Genomic DNA, 22,215 nt, shown 5'->3' on the forward strand with positions numbered 1-22,215 from the left:
CTGTCGCTATGAGCGTTCATAGCGACAGGTGCTGTCCCCCAGTTGGGCAAGGACGGCGCTAGATCAGGCCTTGAGCCAGCATGGCGTCGGCTACCTTGACGAAGCCGCCGATGTTGGCGCCCACCACGTAATTACCAGGCGAACCATACTCTTCGGCGGTTGCTGCGCAGCGGTCGTGGATGCCCACCATGATCTCCGTAAGCCGCTGTTCAGTGTGCTCGAACGACCACGAATCACGGCTGGCGTTCTGCTGCATTTCCAGTGCGGACGTAGCAACACCCCCGGCGTTGGCGGCTTTGCCCGGCCCGAACAGAATGCCGGCTTCCTGAAACACTGACACGGCCGACCGTGTGGAGGGCATGTTGGCCCCCTCGGCCACCGCGATCAGGCCGTTGCTGACCAACTTGGCGGCAGCATCGCCGTCGAGCTCGTTCTGGGTGGCGCAAGGCAGCGCGACCGTACCGTTCACGTCCCACACCGAGCCACCCGCTACGTAGCTGGATCCGGGCCGTCGTAGCGCGTATTCCGTCAGCCGGGCGCGCTCCACTTCCTTGATGTGGCGCAAAAGCCCGACGTCGATCCCAGCCTCGTCCACGATGTAACCGGACGAGTCGGAACAGGCCACCACAGTTGCACCGAGCGACTGCGCTTTGGCAATCGCATTGATGGCTACATTTCCGGAACCGGACACCACAACACGTTGGCCGTCGAAGGAAGTGCCGCGGGTCTTGAGCATCTCCTGGGCAAAGATCACGGTGCCGTACCCGGTAGCTTCAGGCCGGACCAACGAGCCACCCCAGGAAATCCCTTTGCCGGTAAGGACCCCGGATTCGTAGCGGTTGGTGATGCGCTTGTACTGGCCGAAGAGGTAGCCGATCTCGCGGCCGCCAACGCCGATGTCGCCAGCGGGGACATCGGTGTACTCACCAATATGACGGTAGAGCTCAGTCATAAATGACTGGCAGAACCGCATGATCTCGGCATCCGAGCGTCCGCGCGGATCGAAGTCGGAGCCGCCCTTGCCGCCGCCGATCGGCATGCCTGTGAGGGCATTCTTGAAGATCTGCTCAAAGCCAAGAAACTTGACGATTCCCAGGTAGACGGAGGGATGGAACCGCAGCCCGCCCTTGTAGGGACCGAGCGCCGAGTTGAACTCCACCCGAAAACCGCGGTTTACGTGGACTCGGCCAGAATCGTCGGTCCACGGTACGCGGAAGATGATCTGCCGTTCGGGTTCACAGAGACGCTCCAGCACGGCGCCTTCCAGGAATTCCGGGTGCCGATCGTGAACCGGCCCCAGGCTTTCGAAGACCTCGGTGACAGCCTGGTGGAACTCCTTCTCGCCTGGATTCCGCGCCAACACGGTGTCCCTGACAGCTTCGAGCCTCGAATCCATGCGTCTTCCTATCCCTCAGTGCGTCGGCCGGCGGCGAGACGATTCAGTCCCGCTCATGGTTGCACCAATGGACATAGGATCTCCATCCGATGGGATTGTGACCTTCGGCCCGGAGTTAACACAACTGTAGAAAATCCGCGCAAACGCAAGGAAACCTGACCTTAACGAAACCTCACAAGGTGTCCAAGATCACGTTAGATTGCTCTGGACATAGCGCACTAGCGCTTGCGACCGAACTTCGGGAGGTTGGGAAGGTTCGGGAGGTTAGCCAGCAGGTCCGCGGCTTTAGTGGCAGCGCGGCCAACAGTCCGGCCGATCTGCTGCGGGACGGTATCGTCCGATGCGAGTTCCAGCGAGACGGGCATCCCATCTGAGTGGACTTTCACGGCCTTACTAACGGCGTCTGCGCGGGTTTCGATGACGTCCGGCACAGTGGGTTCCACAAGCGAAGCAGAAGCCACCGTTTGAGGGGCTGCTTCCACGGACTGTTCGACGGCGGCAGCAGCCGAGGGTCCGACGTCGAAGGTTTCCAGCCACGTGGCTACGCCCGCCAGCGGTTTCGGGTTCAGCGCGTAGTAGCGCTTCTGCCCCTGGGCGCGCATGCTGACGAGGTCAGCCTCACGGAGCACCTTCAGATGCTTGGAGATAGTGGGCTGGCTTGCAGCCAGTTCTTCCACCAATTCGCCTACAGCTTTATCCCCAGAGCGGAGTGAAACCAGGATGTCGCGCCTGGTTGCCTCAGCTATGACGGCAAATACGTCGTCAGTCACCATGCCTCCCACCCTAGCGACATATACGCCAAATGGCATCCCTGTTTCGCGCCGCGACGGCGCCGGATCGTTGACCCTATCAAGAGCCGATGCTAAAACGGACTCACGGTCCGTCCGGGCTCCCAGGCCCCGGCCGCCAAAAGCACGGGGTGCGGGCAATGACTGATTTCCTTCGGCGGCAAATCTTCAACATCATCGCCGGGGTGTTCCTTGCCGTATTCGTCTTCGTGTGGAGTACGGTGCTCCTCCGGGTCGGCACCTGGGTTCCAACCGGTGGGTTGAGCGCCCCTGAGCTGAACGGAGCGTTGGTTACCGCGGCGGGAGTCCTCGCAACGTCCCTGAGTTCGCTTACGGCATCTGCACTCGGGTTCACTATCTCGGAGGTTAAGCGGGACAACACGAACGCTGGCGAATCCGGTCCCCTCGTCAGCCCGGCGGAGGTTGCCCTGCGTTTATCGGGACGGGTGATATTCGCGATCATGGTTTACATCACCATGGGCTTGCTGGTCCTGGTGCTATGGCTGTTCAAGGGCCAAGCGTCCACGGACCTCATCGGAGCCTTTGCGTTGTCGTTGCTGGGCTGGCTCGTGGGTGCTGCGGGCGTGGTCTTCCAGACGGAGAAGTCCGAGCCATAGCTGGCGAGTCAAGACCAGCTAATCGAACCAGGGATCCAACCCGTACAAAGGGAAGATCTCCTTGCGTGTGGCAATGACCGTGCGGTCCACCTCGTCCGCTGGGTCGTATCCAACTTCCCAAGAGCGCCACCAAACATCCACGTCGTCGCCCATCGACTCCGGAGCCCACACCCCGTAAGTTTCCCTGACATAGTTACGCCATGCTTCTGGCACGGGGGTGCTCAAGGGCACCGGCCGCTGTGTCACCATCCCGATCAGATGGCTCCAGGCACGTGGCACAACACCCGTAACGTCGTAGCCGCCCCCGCCTGTGGCGATCCAGCGGTTATCGCAGTACCTGGCGGCGAGGCTCGCCACGGCGCTGGCCGCCTCACGCTGCCCGTCCACGCTGAGGTTGAGGTGCGTCAATGGATCCAGGCGGTGCGAGTCGCAGCCATGCTGGCTGACAATCACCTCGGGATTGAAGGCGGCAACCAGCTGCGGTACCACCGCATGGAAGGCGCGAAGCCACGCGGCATCTCCGGTGAACGCCGGCAATGCGACGTTGACAACCGTGCCCTGCGCATCAGGGCCACCGGTTTCATTGGCAAAACCCGTTCCCGGAAAGAGGGTAAGACCGGATTCATGCAGGGAAATCGTCATGACGCGGGGGTCATTCCAAAAAATGCTTTGGGTTCCGTCGCCGTGGTGGGCGTCGACGTCGATGCTGACGACGCGCTGCACGCCGCCATCCAGCAGCCGTTGGATGGCAATCGCGACGTCGTTGTAGACGCAAAAACCGCTGGCGCGGTCACGTGCTGCATGGTGCATTCCGCCACTGAAATTCACGGCACGGACGGCGTTGCCCGACAGAATGGATTCCGCAGCGAGCAAAGAGCCACCGGCCAGCCGGGCGCTGGCCTCATGCATACCGGCAAACGCAGGATCATCCTCCGTCCCAAGACCCCGCCCCTCCTCCGGCATGCCAGGATTCTCGCTCACCCGGCGGACGGCTTCCACATAGTCGGCGCTGTGCACCGAGCAAAGTTCGACGTCGGTGGCCAACTCCGGCGACTCCACCACCACATGTTTGTGGTCGAAAAGACCAAGGGATTCCGCGAGCCTCGCTGTTAACTCCAGCCGCTGCGGGGCCATAGGATGGCTGGGTCCAAAGTTGTAAGCAGTCATGGCTGGATCCCACACCACCGTCGTTGGCAGTGCGGATCGCGTAATGCTGGAAGCGGTTGTTCCAAGCCTGGAGTTCATCCAGAACAGGCTACCTGAGGCCGCGCTGCACTACCGCCCGGTTACGCCGCAGGAATAGTGGTTTACTACTCAGGAAAGCATGTTCAACCGAGGAAGAACCCCATGTCTCAAAGCCAGTCGCGCTCCGTGAGCCCGGCCAACTGGCAACCCGGCCAGCAGGAACGTGAAGGTCTGTGGATTTTCACGCGTGCGCGCGACTTCATTGACAACATCGCCAACACGTCCCCGGCCCGTCTGGCACTGGTCGCTTTCGCCTCGGTGATCCTGCTCTTCACAGGCTTGTTGTCTTTGCCATTTTCCTCGGCGTCGGGCGAACCTACGCCTCTCCACCAGGCCATGTTCACGGCAGTTTCCAGTGTCTGTGTTACCGGCCTGACCGTGGTTTCCACCGCCACGCACTGGTCCTTCCTCGGCCAGCTCATTATTTTGGTGGGCATCTTTGTGGGCGGCCTTGGCACTCTGACCCTGGCTTCACTGTTGGCGCTCATGGTCAGCAAGCGGCTTGGTGTCCGCGGCAAGCTCATCGCCCAGGAAGCCATGAACAACGCCGGCAGGCTTGGTGAAGTGGGTACGCTGCTCCGCATCGTCATCGTGACCTCCGTGGTGATCGAAGGCGCGCTTGCCCTTGCGCTGATCCCCCGCTTCATGCTCCTCGGAGAGCCCTTCTGGCAGTCGGTTTGGCACGGAGTCTTCTACTCGATCTCGTCCTTCAACAATGCCGGATTTACGCCGCACTCGGACGGCATCGTCCCCTACGAGACCGACCTCTGGATCCTCGTTCCACTCATGCTGGGCGTGTTCCTTGGCAGCCTCGGCTTCCCCGTAGTGATGGTCCTCCAACAGAACGGCCTGAACTGGAAGAAGTGGAACCTCCACACCAAGATCACCATCCAGGTGTCCTTCATCCTGCTGCTCGCCGGCACAGTCCTGTGGGCGCTCATGGAATGGGACAACGTGCGGACCATCGCGCACATGGACCTGGGTGACAAGCTCATCCATTCCCTCTTTGCTTCCGTGATGACGCGCTCAGGCGGATTCAACCTGGTGGACCAAAACCACATGGAATCCACCACCATGCTCCTCACGGATGCCCTCATGTTTGCCGGCGGCGGCTCGGCGTCCACGGCCGGCGGCATCAAGGTGACCACCATCGCCGTCATGTTCCTCGCCATCGTCGCCGAGGCCCGTGGCGATGCCGATGTGAAGGTCTACGGCCGAACGATTCCCCAAGGCACCATGCGGGTGGCGATTTCCGTGATCGTTGCCGGTGCCACCCTTGTCTCGGTCGCGGCATTCCTGCTGCTCTCCATCAGCGGCGCAACACTGGACAGAGTGCTCTTTGAAACCATCTCCGCCTTTGCCACCGTGGGATTGAGCACCAACCTCAGCGCCGAGCTGCCGCCGTCGGGCGTTTACGTCCTGACCGTACTCATGTTCGCAGGCCGTGTGGGCACCGTAACCCTCGCTGCCGGCCTGGCCCTGCGCCAGCGCAGCCAGCTGTACCACTACCCGGAAGAGAGGCCAATCATTGGCTAGTACCACAGGGGCGCCCAACCGTCCCGCCCACAATGCACCAGTGCTGGTCATTGGCCTTGGCCGGTTCGGGTCGGCCACAGCCGAGCAATTGGTCAAGCAAGGCCGGGAAGTCCTGGCGATTGAACGTGACCGCACCCTGGTCCAGAAATGGGCGCCTGTGCTCACCCACGTGGTGGAGGCCGACGCCACCAACATCGATGCCCTGCGCCAGCTGGGGGCCCAAGAGTTCAGCTCCGCCGTGGTAGGCGTGGGCACGTCCATCGAGTCCTCGGTACTCATCACTGTGAACCTGGTGGACCTGGGCATCCAACACCTCTGGGTTAAAGCGATCACCCCATCCCACGGCAAGATCCTCAGCCGGATCGGCGCAAACCACGTGATCTACCCGGAAGCCGACGCCGGCGTCCGTGCCGCGCACCTGGTCTCAGGGCGCATGCTGGACTTCATCGAGTTCGACGACGACTACGCGATCGTCAAGATGTATCCGCCCAAGGAAACTGTGGGCTTCACCCTGGAGGAATCCAAGGTGCGCTCCAAATACGGCGTGACGATCGTCGGCGTGAAGACTCCCGGCGAGGACTTCACGTATGCGCGGCCGGAAACCAAGGTGTCCGGCCACGACATGTTGATCGTGTCCGGACACGTTGACCTACTGGAGCGCTTCGCAGCGCGACCGTAGGGTGCGGTTGGTTGGGCCCACGACCGCAGGGTTCCCTGGCCGAGCTTGCGAGGCTAGGGTGCGGTTGGGGACTAGCCCAACTGCTTGGTGATCTCCGCCGCCCGCGTAGCAGCTGCACGGGCTCCTTCGGCAATGATCCTGGGGATCCCGCCGTCGTCGAATGCTGCGATAGCCCGCTCGGTGGTTCCGTTGGGACTGGTTACGGCAACTCGAAGTGCGGTGGGGTCCGCACCCGGTTCCGCCAGCATGAAACCGGCGCCCGCCACCGTTTCGCGGGCCAGCATGACCGACAGTTCGGCGTCCAACCCCAGCTCAACACCCGCAGCGGCCATGGCCTCAGCCAAATAGAACGCGTAGGCCGGGCCGGATCCACTGATGGCGGACAAAGCGTCCACTTGTTCCTCGGGCACGTCCACGACTTTGCCGGCACCTGCCAGCGCTGCCTTCACCTTCTCCAGCTGTTCGGGCGTGCAGTGCGTTCCGGGCGAGACAGATACGACGCCGCGCCCCAGCTTTGCGGGTGTGTTCGGCATGGTCCGGATCACCGGTTGCCCCTCCGGAAGGGCGGCCTCAAGCTGTGCGATGGAGACCGCAGCTGCCACGCTCACAACAACGGTGTCCTTCGCGAGTGCCGGGCTGATTTCCCGTGCAAGGTCTGTAATGCCAATTGGTTTGACGCCAAGGATGACTATGCCGGAACCTTTGCTTGCAAGCTTGTTGTTGTCCGGCTCTTCCTCGCCGGCGATCGCCATAACGCCGTACCGCTGCGCAAGCTCTTCTGCGCGCTCGGCACGTCGGACAGTGGCGACGACATCAGATGGGTCAGTTCCGGCGGCAAGGAGACCGGCCAGAATTGCCTCGTTCATGGATCCACAGCCAAGGAATGCGATTCGGTTGCTCATTGCACCATCATGGCAGTTTGCCCATGGAGGGGTCGAACGCTGTCCGGATTCCCAGCTTGTTCCCAAGAATATTGCAGGCAGCACCCAACCTTGGTCCGTAACTTAGTAGTTACCTCATTGAGGGTGCGAGTGATGAGGCGGGCATGGGGATGTCCGCCAACAGCACCGGTGGCCGGGGCGGGTTTTCCCCCATTTCCCGATTCGGCCGCCGGTGCTTTGCTTTTAATTGCGTTGGCTACTAATTATCGTGTGAGCGCACCAGCGGGATGCTGAGGTGCTGCCGCGCGAAACGAAACGTCTCCGCCAACATTTCTTCGCGCTCGCCCGCCACCTTGGCCTTGCGGGTTGAAATCTCCGCCACCACAACACCATTGAAGCCGTTGGATGCAAGGTGTTGCAGGGCATCGGCACACTGCTGTGTCCCTGTGCCCGGCACCAAGTGCTCGTCTTTTCCCGAACCCGAACCGTCCGTGAGGTGAACGTGGCGGAGCTTGCTGCCCAGTGCTTGGATTGCTTCCAAACTATTGGCCCCCGCAGTTGCCGCGTGCGAGAAGTCCCAGGTGACGTCGTCGTAGTCCTGTCCCAACGGATCCCAGTGCGGAAGGTAGGCAACAGCCTCCCGTCCGCGGACGCGCCACGGGTACATGTTCTCCACCGCGATGTGCACTTGGTACATCGCCGCGATCTCCCGAACACCCGCGGCGAAGTTCTCGGCATAGTTCGACTGCCAGCGGAATGGCGGATGGACCACCACGGTGTCGCAGCCAACTTCCCTGGCCATCTGGCACGACTTCTCGATCTTGTTCCATGCAGCTCCCCAGACTTGCTGGGTGAGCAGCAAAGTGGGCGCGTGAATAGAGACGATCTCTTGATGGTAGCGATGGCTCAGCTGGATGAGTGCGTCAGGATTCTGGCTCACGGCGTTGTTGGTGACCATGACCTCAACGCCTTCATAGCCAAGGTCCTGGGCAACCGCGAAAGCATCATGGACGCTCAGCGGGTAAACGGAGGCACTGGACAGCGCCACCGGGATGTGGCGGTTATTTGCAAAGGGCTCGACGTCGGTACTCATCTCAGGAAGCCAGCCCGCCTGCAGCAGGTGCCGGGATTGGTGCAGGGGCAGGGTTGTTCACCGGCACTGTGTTCAGCGGCACCGGGAACTCCTCAAAGCTGGGCTGGGGCTCGTCGTTGTCCGTCGTCTTGTCGCCTTCCTTGACTGCTTTTTTCTTGGACTTGTCCTTCTTGCGCTTCCCGACGTGTGGGGCGGGATCCACTGCGTCCTCGAAGACCAACTGGTCCAGGCGGCGAAGGATCAGCCCTTCACGCAGAGCCCACGGACAAATTTCCATTTTAGGGAATTCGAAGAGTTCCAACGCTGCTTCTGCAACCAGAGCCCCGGCCAGCAACTGGCGGGCGCGCGCATCTGAAACGCCGGGGAGGTACAACCGGTCCTCGACCTTCATGGCGGATATGCGCTGGGCCCACAAGCCAAGATCGGCGGCGTGGAGTTCCCGTTTTACATAAGGACCGGCTCCGCTGGGGGCAGCACCGGCGATCCGGGCAAGGGAGCGGAACGTCTTGGAGGTCCCTGCCACCAGGTTGGCGCGGCCGAGCTCGTGAAAGTTGCGGACAACAGGTTTGAGCGTAGAGCGGATGTACCGCCTCAACTCCTTGACGCTCTTCGCGCTGGGTGGATCTTCGTGGAGCCAATCCCGCGTCAGCCTGCTGGCTCCCAAGGGAACGGATGTAGCGAATTCCGGGAGTTCGTCCGTGCCATACGCCATTTCGAAGGATCCACCGCCAATGTCCAGATCCAGAATCGGGCCGGCGCCCCAGCCGTACCAACGACGAACGGCAAAGAAGGTCATCGAAGCTTCTTCGCTGCCAGTGAGCTCCTGTAGCGTCACCGTGGTCTCGTGTTTGACCCGGGCCAGGACCTCGGCTCCGTTGGTTGCCTCACGGATCGCCGAGGTACAAAACGCGAGCAAATCCTCAGCCTTGTGGCGGGCTGCGAATTCCCACGCCTCCAGGACGAACTCAATCAGCTCAGTCTGTCCGGCATCGTTGATGTTGCCATCACCGTCGAGGTATTGCACCAGGGAAAGTGGCCGTTTGTGGGAGGCAAAAGCCACTGGGCGGGCGCCGGGATGGGCATCCACGAGCAGCAGGTGGACGGTGTTTGAACCGATATCGAGAACGCCAAGACGCATTCTGCCATTATTCACCGATTCGAAGCCGGGGAAGCAACTTGGCGTCCACGTTTCGCTGGCAGGCGGACGTCCCGTGCCCAGGATGCCAGCTATTCCGTTGGCTCCCCTGCTTCGTCTGCCCGTTTGAAGTCGCGGCGGATGTTGGCGATCCCTTCAGGATCGATTTCGAAGCCATATTCGCTTCCGGGGTTAATGACCATGCCCAGTTCGTCGCCGATGTTGCCAAGGATCGCTGAACCCATGGTCCCCAGAATGTGCGGAGCGGCTTCCAGGAAACGCTCGTCCACGCGGCTCGGGTGGCTGAACACCGCCAGAACGGGCTGTCCGTCGGCGTTCGAAAGGACCAATGGCTCTACTGCAGAATCCGGTCCGTCCACTGCTTCGGAACTGATGAGATAGACCTCGTTGTTCAGGAAAGCAAGGATGACGTCCACCGGGTTGGCGTCCGGCTGTTCAGCCAAGGCGAGCTTCGCTTCGAGGTCGTTCAAGGGTCCGTTGTCCGGTGAAGCCGTCTGTTCAGTCATGCTTCTACTCGACCACGATGCCGTCCGGGACGCAATTCGCTTGCTTCCCGGACGGCATCCTGTCTTGCTGCTGCTTTACTTTTTGGCTGTTGCCTTCTTGGCTGGCGCCTTGCGGGTAGTGGTCCGCTTGACGGGGCCCTTGGCCCGCTTCTCGGCAAGAAGTTCGACGGCGCGTTCCCGGGTCAGTTCCTCAAGGGAGGTTGAGCGCGGGACCGTGATGTTCGTGACGCCATCAGTGATGTAGGGACCGAAACGGCCCTCCTTCACGACGATGTTCTTCTCCGACACGGGGTCCGGGCCAAACTCGGCCAGTGGGGGCACTGCGGCCCGGGCACCACGCTGCTTGGGTTGGGAGTAGATCTCCAAGGCCTGTTCCAGGGTGATGGTGAAGATTTCTTCTTCGGATCCGATGGAACGGGAGTCCGTACCCTTCTTCAGGTAAGGTCCGAACCGGCCGTTCTGGACGGTGATGACATTTCCTTCAGCATCCTCGCCAAGCACCCGTGGCAGGCTCATGAGCTGCAGGGCCTCATCCAGGGTGACGCTGTCCACGGTCATGGACTTGAACAGCGAACCTGTGCGTGGCTTGGCTTTCACAGGCTTCTTTGGAGGCTTGGGCTTGCCGTTCTTGTAGTACTCAACAGGCTGGTTTGCCAGCTGTTCCTCGGTCATCTCGGGGATGATCTCGGTGACGTAGGCGCCGTAACGGCCGTTCTTGGCAACCACGGTATGGCCGGTGTGTGGATCGGTTCCCAGGACACGTTCCTCGGGAGCAGCAGTTTCCATGAGCTCGATTGCCTTGGCGGCCGTCAGCTCATCCGGGGCGAGTTCCTCCGGGACGTTGGCCCGCGCGGACTCCACCACTTCACCGGTCTTCTCATCAACGGTGGGGATGCTGCTTTCCAGGTACGGGCCGAACTTACCCACACGCAGGGTGATGCCTTCGGCAATGGGCACGGAGTTGATCTCCCGGGCGTCAATTTCGCCGAGGTTGTTCACGATGCTCAACAGCCCGGGATCAGCGTCTTCACCATAGTAGAAGTGCTTCAGCCATGCTGCGCCCACGGCTTGGCCGTTGGCGATCTTGTCCAGATCGCCTTCCATGTCGGCGGTGAACTCGTAGTCGACATAATCCGTGAAGTGCTGCTCAAGCAAACGAATCACCGAGAAAGCGATCCAGCTGGGAACCAGGGCAGAACCTTGTTTGCGGACATAACCGCGATCCTGGATGGTGGAAATCGTGGAGGCATAGGTCGATGGACGGCCGATGCCCTTCTTTTCCAGCTCAGCAGTCAGCGACGCTTCCGTGTACCGCGGAGGCGGTGAAGTCTCGTGCCCCACGGCCACGATGTCCGAGGCCGTCAGGGAGTCATCCTTGGCCACGTTCGGGAGGCGGCGCGCTTCATCGGAGTCGTCATCTCCGCGGCTCTCATCCTTGCCCTCCTCATAAGCGGCGAGGAATCCGGGGAAGGTGATAACGGTACCCGATGCCGAGAATTCAGCGTCGCGTCCGTCGGCTGCTACGGCACCGAGGCGGATGGTGGCTGTGGAGCCCTTGGCGTCGGCCATCTGGGATGCGACCGTGCGCTTCCAGATGAGCTCGTACAACCGGAATTCGTCGCCGCTGAGCTGCTTGGCCACCTGGGCGGGCGTGCGGAACGAGTCACCTGCGGGGCGGATGGCCTCGTGGGCCTCTTGCGCATTTGCAGCTTTGTTGGCGTACACGCGGGGGCTTTGGGGCACGTACTCGGGGCCGTAGAGCTCCGCAGCCTGACGGCGGGCTGCTGTGACAGCTTCATCGCTCAAGGCAGAGGAGTCCGTACGCATATAAGTGATGTAGCCGTTTTCGTACAGGCGCTGGGCGACCTGCATGGTGCTCTTCGAGGAGAAGCGGAGCTTTCGGCCGGCTTCCTGCTGCAGCGTGGAGGTTGTGAACGGTGCGGCAGGGCGCCGGGTGTACGGCTTGGTGTCTACCGAACGAACGCGGAAATCGGCGTTCTGCAGACCTGCGGCCAATGACGTTGCGAGTTCCTCGTTGAGGTGAACCACGTTGGAGGATGTGAGCTGGCCGTTGTCGTTAAAGTCACGACCACTGGCCACCTTGGAACCGTCCACTGCGGCAAGCTTTGCCTTGAACGATCCCGAGTCGGCTCCGAACTGGCCCGTCAGGTCCCAGTAGGAGGCGGCCCGGAAGGCCATACGTTCGCGTTCACGGTCAACCACCATGCGGGTAACCACGGACTGCACGCGTCCCGCGGAGAGTCCCCTGGCAACCTTGCGCCACAGAACCGGTGAGATTTCGTAGCCGTAGAGCCGGTCAAGGATACGCCGGGTTTCCTGGGCATCAACCAGTGCGGTGTCGACGTCGCGCAGGTTATCCATGGCACGGTGAATCGCTTCCTTGGTGATTTCACCAAAGGTCATGCGATACACGGGAACTTTGGGTTTAAGGACCTCAAGGAGGTGCCATGCGATGGCTTCGCCCTCGCGGTCCCCATCGGTTGCGAGATAGAGCGCGTCAGCGTCTTTCAGCTGGGCCTTGAGTTCGGCGACCTTCTTCTTCTTATCCGGGGATACGACGTAGTACGGCTTGAAGTCGTTTTCGATGTCGACGGCGAACTTGCCCAGCGAGGTCTTCTTCAGTTCTGCAGGGAGGTCCGATGGCTGCGGGAGATCACGGATATGGCCGATGGAAGCCTCGACGATGAAGCCCTCGCCAAGATACTTGGCGATGGTCTTGCTCTTGGCCGGAGACTCCACGATCACGAGTTTCTTGCCGGTTTTTGCCTTGCTGGGCACGGTGCTCCTACAGAAAAAATGTGTAATTGGGCTGGTGCCCATATTGGCCTAGTTCACCATAGATTGCAGAATCCTGCGTTCTGGCGTGGAAATCCGGGGGGCTGGCCGGACCCTAGTGCCCAGGTGCCATGCGGTCATCCGGGATCATTGACCACAGAGTAGCAACACGCTCGGCACCTTGCGGAATCCGGGTTGGGTCTTCGAGTTCGTACTCCCGCAGGACCTCCCGGATCCGCTCAGAAAGCTCCTTGCGCTGTTGGTTGGTTAAGTACAGCAAATTGCTCGCCAGCACCACCGACGCCGGTTCTTCCGCCGCTTCGCCACGCTGCCGGCGCTCCCCACGGGCCTTGGCAAAAGCTGATGCCCTGCGTCGGAAGGCGTCCAGCTCAAGATCGACCACTGCGATCTCCGGGCTGGCCGCGCTGCCACCTGAAATCCGGAAATCAGTTCCAGCAGCCTTCCACCGGCGTTCCCTTGCATCGCCGGCATTTTCGGCCGGGGCTACGATCCCCCATTTTTGCAGTGCGCGAAGGTGGTAGCTCATGGCACTTGGGGTCAGGCCGGTACGGGCCGCGAGCTCAGTAGCCGTGTGGCTTACCTGCGTGGCGTAGAGCTCGGAGATGACTTCGAGACGGGCAGCGTGCGCCAAGGCGCGGATGGCCTTGGGATCGGTTATCTCAACCGTTTTCTCGGCCCTCTTGCGCCGGGGGGTATCGCCTGACGCCTGGGATGTCTCGTTGTTCGCAATCACTTCCTCAGTGTAATCACGGTCACTTGCCGCGGGCTTGGTGCGGAGTGGCCGCGGCGGCCGTGCACTGTTCATGCGGACGCCTCCGGCACGTCGGGAAGGAGGAAGCCATCCAGGACGAGATTCCGCACTTCGGCAAGAAGCCCTTCGCGAAAGGATCCTGAATCGAAGTCGTCTGTGCCTCCCAGGAGTGCTTCCAAGGCGCCGACAATCTGCCGTACGGATAATTCGCCATCACAAGCAGAAACAAAGCCCGCCAGCTCAGTGCTGAGCAGGTTTGTCCGACGAAGGCCAGCCCCCTGCCGAAGGAGGATCACGCCTGGATGCACAGCCCCAGGACGCTGATGGCGCTCTTCGGTGACGTCCTCGGCCACTACAAGGTGTACTTCCGGCAAACTGCTGGCTGCAAGCCAGTCGGCGCGCTCCACGGCCGCGCCGAGGTGGGGTCCGATGGGTTGCTCAATGGGGTAGGTAATTTCCTCAAACCGGCTGAAGCGTACTTCGTCTGAACTTTGTGGGCGGCGTAGCCAAATCATGCCAAAGCCGATTCCTTCGACATCCCTCGATCCGAAGTCCTCGAGGTACGCGGCGTACGACTCCTGGTAGTGGCTGCGGTCCCGGTTCTCCGAGGCGTCCTGCAGCCAGGTCTCAGCGTACTGCTCCGGGTTCAACTGCTCACGTTGAATGAACCAAACATCCAAACCCGAATCTTGGAGCCATGCGGAAGGCCGGTCATGCCACTGGGTCCCTTCGCGGATCTCCCAGTTGCCAAGCATCTGGGCTGTGCCGCCGGGTTCAAGGACATCGGCCAACGTTCGCACCAACGATGCGACGATCTCGTCACCTGGTAGGCCACCGTCCCGGTACGTAAATTGGTCAGCCGAGGACTCTCCTGTGCTACGCGGAGTAATGACAAAGGGCGGATTGGAGACGACGAGGCCGAAGCGCTCCCCTGCCACGGGTTCCAGGAGCGAGCCCAGGCGCAGGCTGACGCGCGCTTCCAGGTTGTTCGGATCCAGGTCCAGTTCCGCAGCGTTGAGGAGCAGATTGAAACGGGTGAAGGCGAGCGCCCTCTCGGAAATGTCGGTTGCCGTGACGTGTTCGCAGTGATGCAACAAGTGGAACGTCTGGATGCCGCAGCCTGTCCCGAGGTCCAGCGCACGATGCGTGTGCTGCCTGATGGTTGTTTGCACAAGGGTTGTTGATGCCCGCCCTATCCCCAGCACGTGATCGTGCCTCAGGACCCCTGCTTGTTGGTGGGCAGCGAGATCGCTGGCCACCCAAAGCTCCGCTCCCCCGCTGCCGTCTGCATTGGCCTCCCAGCCGTAGGGGCGTAGATCCACCTTGGCCGTGGCAACGCCGGCCTCCAGCGTCACAAGTCCGAGCCGGGCGAGGCCTTGGGCACCGATGGTGGGGAGCGCAAAGTCAACATCGGACTGGGGCTGTGGGACAGCAAGCAACCACAGCCGCACTATGACGGACAGCGCACGGGTGGTTTCCACGCCGCTCTTGGACAAGCCTTCGCTCACCAACAACGCTGGAATGACCTGGTCCCTGTTCAGTGCGGCATAGGCGGATTCCCCCAGAAGCTCCGCCACGCCGTCGACCGTGTATGAGATGGCGCGAAGGTCAGAGGCGAGCGACACCAGGAGCTCCGGGTGGTCGCTGCGTGGGGCGTCGTCAGTATTGCCAACGGTAAATATTTCGGGGGTTTGAGTCACATTGCAAGTCTATGGGGGCTGCTTCATGGCAGGCGTTCGTGGTTTGGGCTATGTGGACAAAACCTTGCTGTGGGACCCGGTAGCGTGGAAGCATGCTCAACCTCTCCTCCACAAGGCGCCGCGCAGGCCTTGTTGTCATTGCTGCGGGGACGCTACTGGCGGCCACAGCCTGCCAGGGTCCGGTCAGCGTCGAACATGCCGATGTACCGGCATGGAAAGACAAGATTCTTCCCACAGCCAGCACCGTGACGTTGGAGGATTCCGGCAAGATCCTGAACCGGGACCCCTTGGTTAAGGACTCACCCAGCGTTCCCGCGGGGAATTACACACTCATGATGGCTTGTGATGGAGGAGGGAAGGTGTTCTTCGCCGTCTCATCCGGTGGAAAGCAAATTGCCGATGCGGGAGCCGCCTGCAACGGCAGCCTTGAAATGGTGAAGATCAAAGTCCCCGCCACTGCCGCTCTTAGCATCTCCACGAGCAGTGTGGATGCCCCGCTGATCTTTGCGTACCAGCTGGTACCCAGCGCTAATTAAACCCCTTCCGCAGCCCTATGGCGGGCCTCCGGGCAAGCGTAAAGTCACCATATGGGCAGCAAGGTGGCTGGCTCGGTTATGTCCAGACGGCTGGCAAGTGCCGCCGTCGGACTCTTGCTCGTGCTGTGTAGCGCGCTGTCGGCGTGCGAGTACACCTATGACGACGGCGGGCGTGCCGATTCCAGCCCCACAGACACTACCGGCAGCAATGTCGTGCTTCCTCCCGACCCAGCCTTGGAGCAAACCGTTACGGGTGAGGCCCTGAAAGAGTGGGCCAAAGCGGCCTTGCCGGAATCGCAGGGGCAATCGTTCTATTCCAGCAGCGGATTCCTGAACTCCGGCGAGTCCAGAACTGAACAGACCGTGCAGTTGCCCGGCGGAACGTATGCCGTGACACTGGCATGCCGAGGCACTCGACGCGTTTCATTCGCAGTCAGCGTGGGCGAGACGGCCTTGGTTGACCTGACCTTGGGATGCGCCAATGCCCGGGTGAGCGTGGTGCAGTTGGAAAAGGACGCCATCCTGGCCATCACTGTGGGTGCCAGATCCGACGCGAATTTCGCTTACCGGGTCAGCAGGCTCTGATTGAGTTGCGCCTCAGGCGACTTCACAGCCTCCGGGGCAGCGAAGGGTTTCAGGACTTGAGGCACATTCTGCACAGTAAAGGGTCAGTGTCCGGCAGCTCAGGTTGGAACAATTCTCGAACTTGTTGGTGGGCGCGGCGCAGCGGACGCACTCTCCGATGGTCTTTGCTTCGTCGCTGAACTCTACGTGCATGCGTTTGTCGAAAACATAGAGCGAGCCCTCCCAGAGGCCCTTGTCCTTGAAGGTTTCGCCGTAGCGAACGATCCCGCCGTCGAGCTGGTAAACCTCTTTGAAACCACGGTTGACCATCAGGCTGGAGAGCACCTCGCAGCGGATGYCGCCCGTGCAGTAAGTGACAATGGGCTTGTCCTTGAGGGCGTCATACTTGCCGGATTCCAGTTCCGTGATGAAGTCATGTGTAGTGGCGACGTCCGGAACGATGGCGTCCTTGAACTTGCCGATCTGCGCCTCGAAGGCATTGCGGCCATCGAAGAACACCACCTCTTCCCCGTCCGCTTTCTTTGCGTCCATCAGGGAATGAAGTTCTTCAGGCTGGAGATGCTTGCCTCCGCCCACCACGCCCTTTTCGTCGACCTTCAGTTCCCCGGGAGCCCCGAAGGAAACTATCTCGTCGCGGACCTTAACGCTGAGGCGGGGGAAATCGGCGGCCCCGCCCTCGGACCACTTGAAGTCGATGTCGTGGAAGCCCTTGTATTCGCGGGTGGTTTTCACGTATTGCTTCATGTTATTGAGCTCGCCGCCAACTGTGGCGTTAATACCGTCCTTGGAGATCAGGATCCGGCCGGTGAGGCCCAATTTCTCGCAGAGGGCACGCTGCCACAGACGCACGGCGTCGGGGTCGGCGATCGGGGTAAAGCCATAGAAAAGTACGATCCGGTTTAAAGCCACTATTAAAGGGTACTGGGTGGACTAAAATCCTCTGCGCCTCGCTGACAGACCCACTGAAAACCTAGAGAGCATGGGTTCAGTTCAACGCGTCGAAGTCACAATTTCATAAGCACGGATTGTTCCTCTGACCGGACCCTGTTGCTTCCCCGGGCGCTGACATAGTCTCTCTACATGAGTCCAGACGCCTTGGTTGAAGACATCGCGCACCTTTTGGAAGTCTGGGTGGCCGGCTGGTCCGGCTGCCGGGGCTATGAGTCGCGTCAAGAGGGACGCTTCCCCGCCGCGCTGCGGGCCGACAAGACGGGTGACTGGGAGTATTTCGCCCACGATCCCTCCGATGAAGAGTTCGCCGCGCTGGCGGCTAAGACTGCCGAAGCCGAGACACGGATCCTGACCGTGCTGACCAACGACGTCCAACGTTATAAGTACTTGGCCGAGCAGCATGGGCTGAATGTCACTTCTGCCTCACAGACCATGATGATCGTGGACATGGAAACGCAGGATTCCGAGGACCCATGGCTGCCTGACGATGACCTCGAACTCGCTACCTCGGAAACCAACGGCGTCCATCATGCGGTGGTCCACTCGGGCGAGAACGTGGCCGCGAGCGGCCGGGTATACGTGGTCAACGGCACCGCGGTTTTCGACAAGATCGTTACTGAGCCTCAATTCCAGCGCCGCGGCCTTGGAAGTTTCATCATGAAGGCCCTCGCCGCCCAAGCGTTCGAGCACGACGTCCAGAACGGGCTTCTCCTGGCATCCTTGGACGGCCAAAAGCTTTACTCCCACCTTGGGTGGGATGTGGTGTGCCACGTTCTGATGATGTCCGTCAGCAGCAGTGAAGGTTCGGACCTCTCTGTAGCGTGAGGATGCTTGTTTAGCGGACCTTCGACGGCGGCCTCATCGGGTGCCGCGGCGGGCGTCGCCGTCCGCGCCGCAACAGAGTGACAGAATGATTTGGTGGCTGCACCGAATTCGCTGATCTCTTTGCTGGGCCGGAACCCGGACCCGGAGCAGTTGCGCCATGTCCACACCATCCCTGCGCGCAAGGCCGTCAACGAGCCGTGGCCCGAATGGGTGCACCCGGACATCGTCCAGGCCTACAGCTCGCTGGGCATCCACGAACCGTACCGACACCAGGTCCAAGCCGCCAACCTCGCCCAGGCAGGCCAGCATGTGGTGATCGCCACGGGCACCGCCTCAGGGAAATCGCTCGCCTACCAACTACCCGCACTGGATGCGATCCACCGCTCGGAGCTGAGGGTATTGTCCGAGCCCGGAAAGATCCACGACGACGGTGCCGTGACACTTTACTTGTCTCCCACGAAGGCACTGGCGGCAGACCAGTTAGCAGCGATCCGTTCGCTGAAGCTCCCTACCGTTCGAGCAGAAACGTACGACGGCGACACCGACGTCGCGTCGCGCCGTTGGATCCGCGACCATGCCAATTTCATCCTTGCAAACCCGGACATGCTCCACTTCGGCATTCTGCCCAACCACACGTGGTGGGCGCGGTTCTTCCGCAGGTTGCGCTATGTGATCGTGGATGAGGCTCACAGTTACCGGGGTGTTTTCGGCTCGCACGTAGCCAACCTCATGAGGCGTCTTCGCCGGATCTGCGCCTACTACGGCGCCGGGACCTCCTTCCCTGAACCCGTCTTCATCGCTGCTTCTGCCACTGCCTCCGAGCCCGGGGTCTCCTTTGGACGGCTCATCGGTGCTCCGGTCAGGGAAGTTTCCGAAGACTGTTCTCCACATGGCTCTACGACCGTGGCGTTCTGGGAGCCTGCTTTGACGGACGTCAAGGGTGAAAATGGAGCCAAGCAACGGCGGACTGCTGTGGCCGAGACAGCTGACATCCTGGCGAACCTTGTTTCCTCCCGGGTTCGGACCATTGCCTTTATCAAGTCCCGGCGCGGCGCCGAGTCGATTTCGTCGATCACCAAGCGACTGCTGGATGAGGTGGATCCCAGCTTGCCCAGCCGCGTGGCCGCCTACCGTTCCGGGTACCTTCCCGAAGAGCGGCGTGCCTTGGAAAAAGCGTTGCGGTCCGGACAGCTGCTGGGGGTTTCCAGTACCTCTGCCTTGGAACTCGGCATCGATATCTCCGGGCTTGACGCGGTTTTGGTTGCCGGTTGGCCAGGGACCAGGGCCTCGCTCTTCCAGCAGATTGGACGCGCAGGAAGGGCTGGTCAGGACGCCATAGCGGCGTTCGTGGCAAGCGACGACCCCTTGGATACATACCTTGTGAACCATCCGGAAGCTATCTTCGACGTGTCGGTCGAAGCCACAGTATTTGATCCGGGAAACCCGTACGTCCTGGGACCTCACCTGTGCGCGGCAGCAGCGGAGTTGCCAGTGGGCCCGGCTGAACTCGAACTCTTCGGGCCCACAGCGGAAGGCCTCCTCGACCGGCTGGTCTTGCAGGGATATCTCCGCAAACGCCCTGCGGGGTGGTTCTGGACCCATCCGGAGAGCGCAGCCGGCATGGTGAACCTGCGTGCTGACGGAGGTGGCCCTGTGAGCATCGTTGACGCCGAGACAGGTTCGCTTCTGGGGACGATGGACTCGCCGCAGACCCACTATCAGGCACATACCGGGGCGATCTACGTGCACCAGGGGGACAGCTACCTGGTGGAGGAACTCAACGAGGCGGACCACTGCGTCATGGTGAGGCGCGTGAACCCCGATTTTTACACCACGGCACGGGATGTAACGCAGATCGAAGTCCTGGAAACCTCGCGCTCAGTCCAATGGGGCGACATCACTGCGCACTTTGGGGACGTAAAGGTCACAACCCAAGTGGTTTCCTTCCAGCGCAAGGCATTGATATCGAACGAGATCCTGGGCGAGGAGCCGCTCGATCTCGGGGCCAGGGATTTGTTCACCAAGGCCGTATGGTTCGTTGTGGACAACAGGTCACTGCATGGTGCCGGCTTGGTGGAAGCGCAATTCCCCGGTGCATTGCATGCTGCAGAACACGCGGCGATCGGCCTCCTTCCGCTGGTGGCGTCCAGTGACCGTTGGGACATTGGCGGTGTCTCCACTGCACTGCATGCCGACACTGGGGTACCGACGATCTTCGTCTACGACGGTCACCCTGGCGGCGCCGGATTTGCCGAGCGGGGCTTTGAAAAGGCCAAGGTGTGGCTTACAGCAACACGGGAGGCCATCAAGGCCTGCGAATGCGAAGCCGGCTGCCCGTCCTGTGTGCAGTCGCCCAAATGCGGCAACAAGAACAACCCACTGGACAAGGCAGCCGCCATCACACTTCTGGATGTCCTCTTGAAAGACGCCATCTAGCTGCAACGGCTCTAGGCAACCCTGCGGCCCAGTCCGTTACCTGGCTAAGGAGGCGGCCCAGCGCGTGCCCTGCCTGTAGCCGTGCCGAAGAGGAACGGTTGTTCCAGCTTGGTGGCGAGCTCCACGACGTCGCCCCCGACGACGTCGCAGGCAGTCAGTGTGGCACCCTGCTGTCCTGCAACGCTGGCCGCCACAGCACAGGGCTCACCCGAGGCTATTCCACGCGCTGCATCCGCCGCCGCGAGAGCTGCCAGATCTGCTGCCGACGCAGCTCGCGACGCCATGACCCCCGCTTGGGCAAGAAGCAGCAGCCCGCCAAGCAATGCCAGGACTGCGAACCCCAGTGACAGCGCCAGGACTGTGCCGGATCCTAGCTCAGGGTGTGACGCTACAGGAAGACCCTTCAGCGTTCGCCGCCATAGGCACCGCACCCTCACAAGGGAATCCATGGGTTCGCCGCAACCCGTAAGGCGGTATCCCCCGGTGGCATGTTCCACGGTGATGCCACTTGCGTTGCCCCGCCCACCAAGGCTCCCGGCATGTCACTCACGTCGCTCCAACCAGATGCCCCGGGTGTTTCACCGCGGACCGACGCCGAAGCTGTGAGAGTCCATGGGATCAGTGAACCCAACGAGCCTGCTACCGCCGCGGAGGCTGTCACAGTCACCCAGTCGCCGTCGCTTGCCACCCCCGCAGTTGCCCCCTCGCCCGCCATGCGCCTGACGATGCCCTGCACTTCGCCAGTACTCTCGCCCCGAGCAAGACCTCGAGCACCCGCCCTGGCCGCCTCCTCCAACCGCAGCTGGGTTATCCCCGCTGCACCGGCCGCCAGCAAGAAGGCGAACAGCAAAATCACCGCTGGCAGGGCAACTGCGAACTCAGCTGTTACGGCACCACGTTCCTTCTGCCTTGCGGGCATTTTGGTGGGCAGAGGCACCACCTCGATTGGGAGAGGTACCGGCTTGATTGGGAGAGGTACTGGCGAGGTCATGGCAAGGACAACGCGGTGCGAACCAGATTGAGCAGGAATCCTCGAACTTCCTCGCTCCGCAGGATAACCACCAGCAGACCCGCCAGGCCCACGGCCGCGAGCGTTGCTATGGCGTATTCCGCTGTTGCCATGCCGCCTTCGGAGCCCATGAGCGGGGTTCGCCTGAGGCTCGTCTGCCTGAGAGGGGTCCGCCTGAGCGTGATTTGGCTGGGGCTCGTCTGCCTGAGAGGGGTCCGCCTGAGGGTGGTTTGGCTGGGGCTCGTCTGCCTGAGGGTGGTTTGGCTGAAAGTGCTGTGCCGGGGAGGGGTCTGCTGGATGCTGCCCGGCTTCGCGCTGGCCTGCCGGCGAATCCCGCCGGGTGTACGACTGCGCAGGTAGTTGGTCCACTTGCTGATCCATGCTGTCCCAACCCGTTGGCTGTCCAACTGCTGGATTGCGGCCGGAGCGTGAGGTTCTACTCGGTTAAACAGCTCGATCTCCAGCTGCTCCATCCCATGCTCTTCAATCCCGAACTGCACACCCGCGCGGTTGCCACTCTTGTGTTGTGGGGCCTCATCGTGGCCGCTGCCATGCTCGACGGATTCAAGACCGCCAGTATTTGCTGCGAGCGCACGCGATGCGTTCCGTCGGCCAGAGCGCCGGGCGGGGAGGGTGCTGGAGGGAGTTTCCATAGTGTGTTCCTTTCAAAAAAGCCGGCAGATCTGCCGGGGTGAAATCGACTCTTCC

General features: G+C 61.4%; 21 protein-coding genes and 1 pseudogene. 8 read left to right on the plus strand and 14 right to left on the minus strand.

What is annotated here, in order from left to right; translation table 11 throughout:
* Nucleotides 1-58: 58 nt before the first annotated feature.
* Complete coding sequence (gdhA, locus tag AC1DCM_RS21850; protein ID WP_477519701.1) at nt 59-1,396, minus strand: NADP-specific glutamate dehydrogenase; 1,338 nt, start codon at nt 1,394-1,396, stop codon at nt 59-61.
* A gap of 218 nt (nt 1,397-1,614) precedes the next feature.
* Nucleotides 1,615-2,169: an ArsR/SmtB family transcription factor gene (locus tag AC1DCM_RS21855; RefSeq protein ID WP_477519702.1), complete on the minus strand. Its 555-nt coding sequence runs from the start codon at nt 2,167-2,169 to the stop codon at nt 1,615-1,617.
* Between the two features lie 155 nt (nt 2,170-2,324).
* Between AC1DCM_RS21855 and AC1DCM_RS21860 the strand changes: the two genes are divergently transcribed.
* Nucleotides 2,325-2,801, plus strand: coding sequence for a hypothetical protein (locus AC1DCM_RS21860; RefSeq protein ID WP_477519703.1), 477 nt, complete (start codon nt 2,325-2,327; stop codon nt 2,799-2,801).
* Between the two features lie 18 nt (nt 2,802-2,819).
* On the opposite strand, the gene AC1DCM_RS21865 is transcribed toward AC1DCM_RS21860, so the two are convergent.
* On the minus strand, nt 2,820-3,968 hold the full coding sequence (locus AC1DCM_RS21865; RefSeq protein ID WP_477519704.1) for an acetoin utilization protein AcuC: 1,149 nt from the start codon (nt 3,966-3,968) through the stop codon (nt 2,820-2,822).
* On the opposite strand from AC1DCM_RS21865, the gene AC1DCM_RS21870 reads away from it, so the two are divergent.
* Genes AC1DCM_RS21870 through AC1DCM_RS21880 form a run of 3 tightly spaced genes read left to right on the plus strand, consistent with a single transcriptional unit; the run spans nt 3,967 to nt 6,261 of the window.
* Nucleotides 3,967-4,104 carry a hypothetical protein gene (locus AC1DCM_RS21870; protein ID WP_442003454.1) on the plus strand — a complete coding sequence of 46 codons (138 nt, stop codon included), beginning with the start codon at nt 3,967-3,969 and terminating at the stop codon, nt 4,102-4,104. The two genes, AC1DCM_RS21865 and AC1DCM_RS21870, sit on opposite strands and share 2 nt — an antisense overlap.
* A gap of 44 nt (nt 4,105-4,148) precedes the next feature.
* Nucleotides 4,149-5,582: a TrkH family potassium uptake protein gene (locus AC1DCM_RS21875; RefSeq protein WP_442003453.1), complete on the plus strand. Its 1,434-nt coding sequence runs from the start codon at nt 4,149-4,151 to the stop codon at nt 5,580-5,582.
* 40 nt (nt 5,583-5,622) lie between these two features.
* Nucleotides 5,623-6,261, plus strand: coding sequence for a potassium channel family protein (locus AC1DCM_RS21880; RefSeq protein WP_377652913.1), 639 nt, complete (start codon nt 5,623-5,625; stop codon nt 6,259-6,261).
* 71 nt (nt 6,262-6,332) lie between these two features.
* Here the strand turns inward: AC1DCM_RS21880 and proC are convergent, their stop codons facing one another.
* The 7 genes from proC to AC1DCM_RS21915 all read right to left on the minus strand — a co-directional run bounded on the left by proC (nt 6,333) and on the right by AC1DCM_RS21915 (nt 15,165).
* On the minus strand, nt 6,333-7,163 hold the full coding sequence (gene proC, locus AC1DCM_RS21885; protein ID WP_477519705.1) for a pyrroline-5-carboxylate reductase: 831 nt from the start codon (nt 7,161-7,163) through the stop codon (nt 6,333-6,335).
* A 238-nt stretch (nt 7,164-7,401) separates the two neighbouring features.
* Complete coding sequence (locus AC1DCM_RS21890) at nt 7,402-8,235, minus strand: sugar phosphate isomerase/epimerase family protein (protein WP_477519706.1); 834 nt, start codon at nt 8,233-8,235, stop codon at nt 7,402-7,404.
* Nucleotide 8,236: 1 nt separating this feature from the next.
* Complete coding sequence (locus AC1DCM_RS21895) at nt 8,237-9,373, minus strand: Ppx/GppA phosphatase family protein (RefSeq protein WP_442003450.1); 1,137 nt, start codon at nt 9,371-9,373, stop codon at nt 8,237-8,239.
* 89 nt (nt 9,374-9,462) lie between these two features.
* On the minus strand, nt 9,463-9,897 hold the full coding sequence (locus AC1DCM_RS21900) for an SseB family protein (protein ID WP_224165298.1): 435 nt from the start codon (nt 9,895-9,897) through the stop codon (nt 9,463-9,465).
* Nucleotides 9,898-9,972: 75 nt separating this feature from the next.
* A complete protein-coding gene (gene topA / locus AC1DCM_RS21905) occupies nt 9,973-12,696 on the minus strand; it encodes a type I DNA topoisomerase (protein ID WP_442003449.1) in 2,724 nt (907 codons plus the stop codon).
* A gap of 112 nt (nt 12,697-12,808) precedes the next feature.
* Nucleotides 12,809-13,519: an ArsR/SmtB family transcription factor gene (locus tag AC1DCM_RS21910; protein ID WP_442003448.1), complete on the minus strand. Its 711-nt coding sequence runs from the start codon at nt 13,517-13,519 to the stop codon at nt 12,809-12,811.
* Nucleotides 13,516-15,165 carry a DUF7059 domain-containing protein gene (locus AC1DCM_RS21915; RefSeq protein WP_477519707.1) on the minus strand — a complete coding sequence of 550 codons (1,650 nt, stop codon included), beginning with the start codon at nt 15,163-15,165 and terminating at the stop codon, nt 13,516-13,518. The genes AC1DCM_RS21910 and AC1DCM_RS21915 overlap by 4 nt, the downstream gene beginning before the upstream one ends.
* 92 nt (nt 15,166-15,257) lie before the next feature.
* Here AC1DCM_RS21915 and AC1DCM_RS21920 point away from each other — a divergent pair, with 92 nt between their 5' ends.
* On the plus strand, nt 15,258-15,701 hold the full coding sequence (locus AC1DCM_RS21920) for a hypothetical protein (protein WP_442003446.1): 444 nt from the start codon (nt 15,258-15,260) through the stop codon (nt 15,699-15,701).
* A gap of 78 nt (nt 15,702-15,779) precedes the next feature.
* A complete protein-coding gene (locus tag AC1DCM_RS21925) occupies nt 15,780-16,286 on the plus strand; it encodes a DUF6023 family protein (protein ID WP_477519708.1) in 507 nt (168 codons plus the stop codon).
* A gap of 12 nt (nt 16,287-16,298) precedes the next feature.
* On the opposite strand, the gene trhO is transcribed toward AC1DCM_RS21925, so the two are convergent.
* Complete coding sequence (trhO, locus tag AC1DCM_RS21930; RefSeq protein ID WP_477519709.1) at nt 16,299-17,195, minus strand: oxygen-dependent tRNA uridine(34) hydroxylase TrhO; 897 nt, start codon at nt 17,193-17,195, stop codon at nt 16,299-16,301.
* Nucleotides 17,196-17,366: 171 nt separating this feature from the next.
* Between trhO and AC1DCM_RS21935 the strand changes: the two genes are divergently transcribed.
* Together AC1DCM_RS21935 and AC1DCM_RS21940 are read left to right on the plus strand one after the other, a co-directional pair.
* On the plus strand, nt 17,367-18,062 hold the full coding sequence (locus AC1DCM_RS21935) for a GNAT family N-acetyltransferase (protein WP_442003443.1): 696 nt from the start codon (nt 17,367-17,369) through the stop codon (nt 18,060-18,062).
* Between the two features lie 93 nt (nt 18,063-18,155).
* Nucleotides 18,156-20,498, plus strand: coding sequence for a DEAD/DEAH box helicase (locus AC1DCM_RS21940; protein ID WP_477519710.1), 2,343 nt, complete (start codon nt 18,156-18,158; stop codon nt 20,496-20,498).
* Between the two features lie 44 nt (nt 20,499-20,542).
* Here the strand turns inward: AC1DCM_RS21940 and AC1DCM_RS21945 are convergent, their stop codons facing one another.
* The 3 genes and pseudogenes from AC1DCM_RS21945 to AC1DCM_RS21955 form a co-directional block, all read right to left on the minus strand.
* On the minus strand, nt 20,543-20,947 hold the full coding sequence (locus AC1DCM_RS21945) for an Rv3654c family TadE-like protein (protein ID WP_477519711.1): 405 nt from the start codon (nt 20,945-20,947) through the stop codon (nt 20,543-20,545).
* Nucleotides 20,932-21,417, minus strand: coding sequence for a TadE family type IV pilus minor pilin (locus AC1DCM_RS21950; RefSeq protein ID WP_477519712.1), 486 nt, complete (start codon nt 21,415-21,417; stop codon nt 20,932-20,934). The genes AC1DCM_RS21945 and AC1DCM_RS21950 overlap by 16 nt, the downstream gene beginning before the upstream one ends.
* A 68-nt stretch (nt 21,418-21,485) precedes the next feature.
* Nucleotides 21,486-21,650, minus strand: a pseudogene (locus tag AC1DCM_RS21955) (DUF4244 domain-containing protein); the annotation flags it as partial.
* Between the last annotated feature and the right edge of the window lie 565 nt (nt 21,651-22,215).

It is taken from the genome of Paenarthrobacter sp. 10N417 (genome assembly GCF_056394745.1).

Bases quoted from the DNA above. Each gene is read 5' to 3' on its own strand.
- AC1DCM_RS21860 (WP_477519703.1), top strand. From the start codon at position 2,325: ATGACTGATTTCCTTCGGCGGCAAATCTTCAACATCATCGCCGGGGTG.
- AC1DCM_RS21945 (WP_477519711.1), bottom strand. From the start codon at position 20,947: ATGGATTCCCTTGTGAGGGTGCGGTGCCTATGGCGGCGAACGCTGAAG.
- gdhA (WP_477519701.1), bottom strand. From the start codon at position 1,396: ATGGATTCGAGGCTCGAAGCTGTCAGGGACACCGTGTTGGCGCGGAAT.
- AC1DCM_RS21875 (WP_442003453.1), top strand. From the start codon at position 4,149: ATGTCTCAAAGCCAGTCGCGCTCCGTGAGCCCGGCCAACTGGCAACCC.
- AC1DCM_RS21950 (WP_477519712.1), bottom strand. From the start codon at position 21,417: ATGCCCGCAAGGCAGAAGGAACGTGGTGCCGTAACAGCTGAGTTCGCA.
- AC1DCM_RS21865 (WP_477519704.1), bottom strand. From the start codon at position 3,968: ATGACTGCTTACAACTTTGGACCCAGCCATCCTATGGCCCCGCAGCGG.
- proC (WP_477519705.1), bottom strand. From the start codon at position 7,163: ATGAGCAACCGAATCGCATTCCTTGGCTGTGGATCCATGAACGAGGCA.
- AC1DCM_RS21895 (WP_442003450.1), bottom strand. From the start codon at position 9,373: ATGCGTCTTGGCGTTCTCGATATCGGTTCAAACACCGTCCACCTGCTG.
- AC1DCM_RS21925 (WP_477519708.1), top strand. From the start codon at position 15,780: ATGTCCAGACGGCTGGCAAGTGCCGCCGTCGGACTCTTGCTCGTGCTG.
- AC1DCM_RS21920 (WP_442003446.1), top strand. From the start codon at position 15,258: ATGCTCAACCTCTCCTCCACAAGGCGCCGCGCAGGCCTTGTTGTCATT.
- AC1DCM_RS21900 (WP_224165298.1), bottom strand. From the start codon at position 9,897: ATGACTGAACAGACGGCTTCACCGGACAACGGACCCTTGAACGACCTC.
- AC1DCM_RS21890 (WP_477519706.1), bottom strand. From the start codon at position 8,235: ATGAGTACCGACGTCGAGCCCTTTGCAAATAACCGCCACATCCCGGTG.
- AC1DCM_RS21935 (WP_442003443.1), top strand. From the start codon at position 17,367: ATGAGTCCAGACGCCTTGGTTGAAGACATCGCGCACCTTTTGGAAGTC.
- AC1DCM_RS21855 (WP_477519702.1), bottom strand. From the start codon at position 2,169: ATGGTGACTGACGACGTATTTGCCGTCATAGCTGAGGCAACCAGGCGC.
- AC1DCM_RS21910 (WP_442003448.1), bottom strand. From the start codon at position 13,519: ATGAACAGTGCACGGCCGCCGCGGCCACTCCGCACCAAGCCCGCGGCA.
- AC1DCM_RS21870 (WP_442003454.1), top strand. From the start codon at position 3,967: ATGGCTGGATCCCACACCACCGTCGTTGGCAGTGCGGATCGCGTAATG.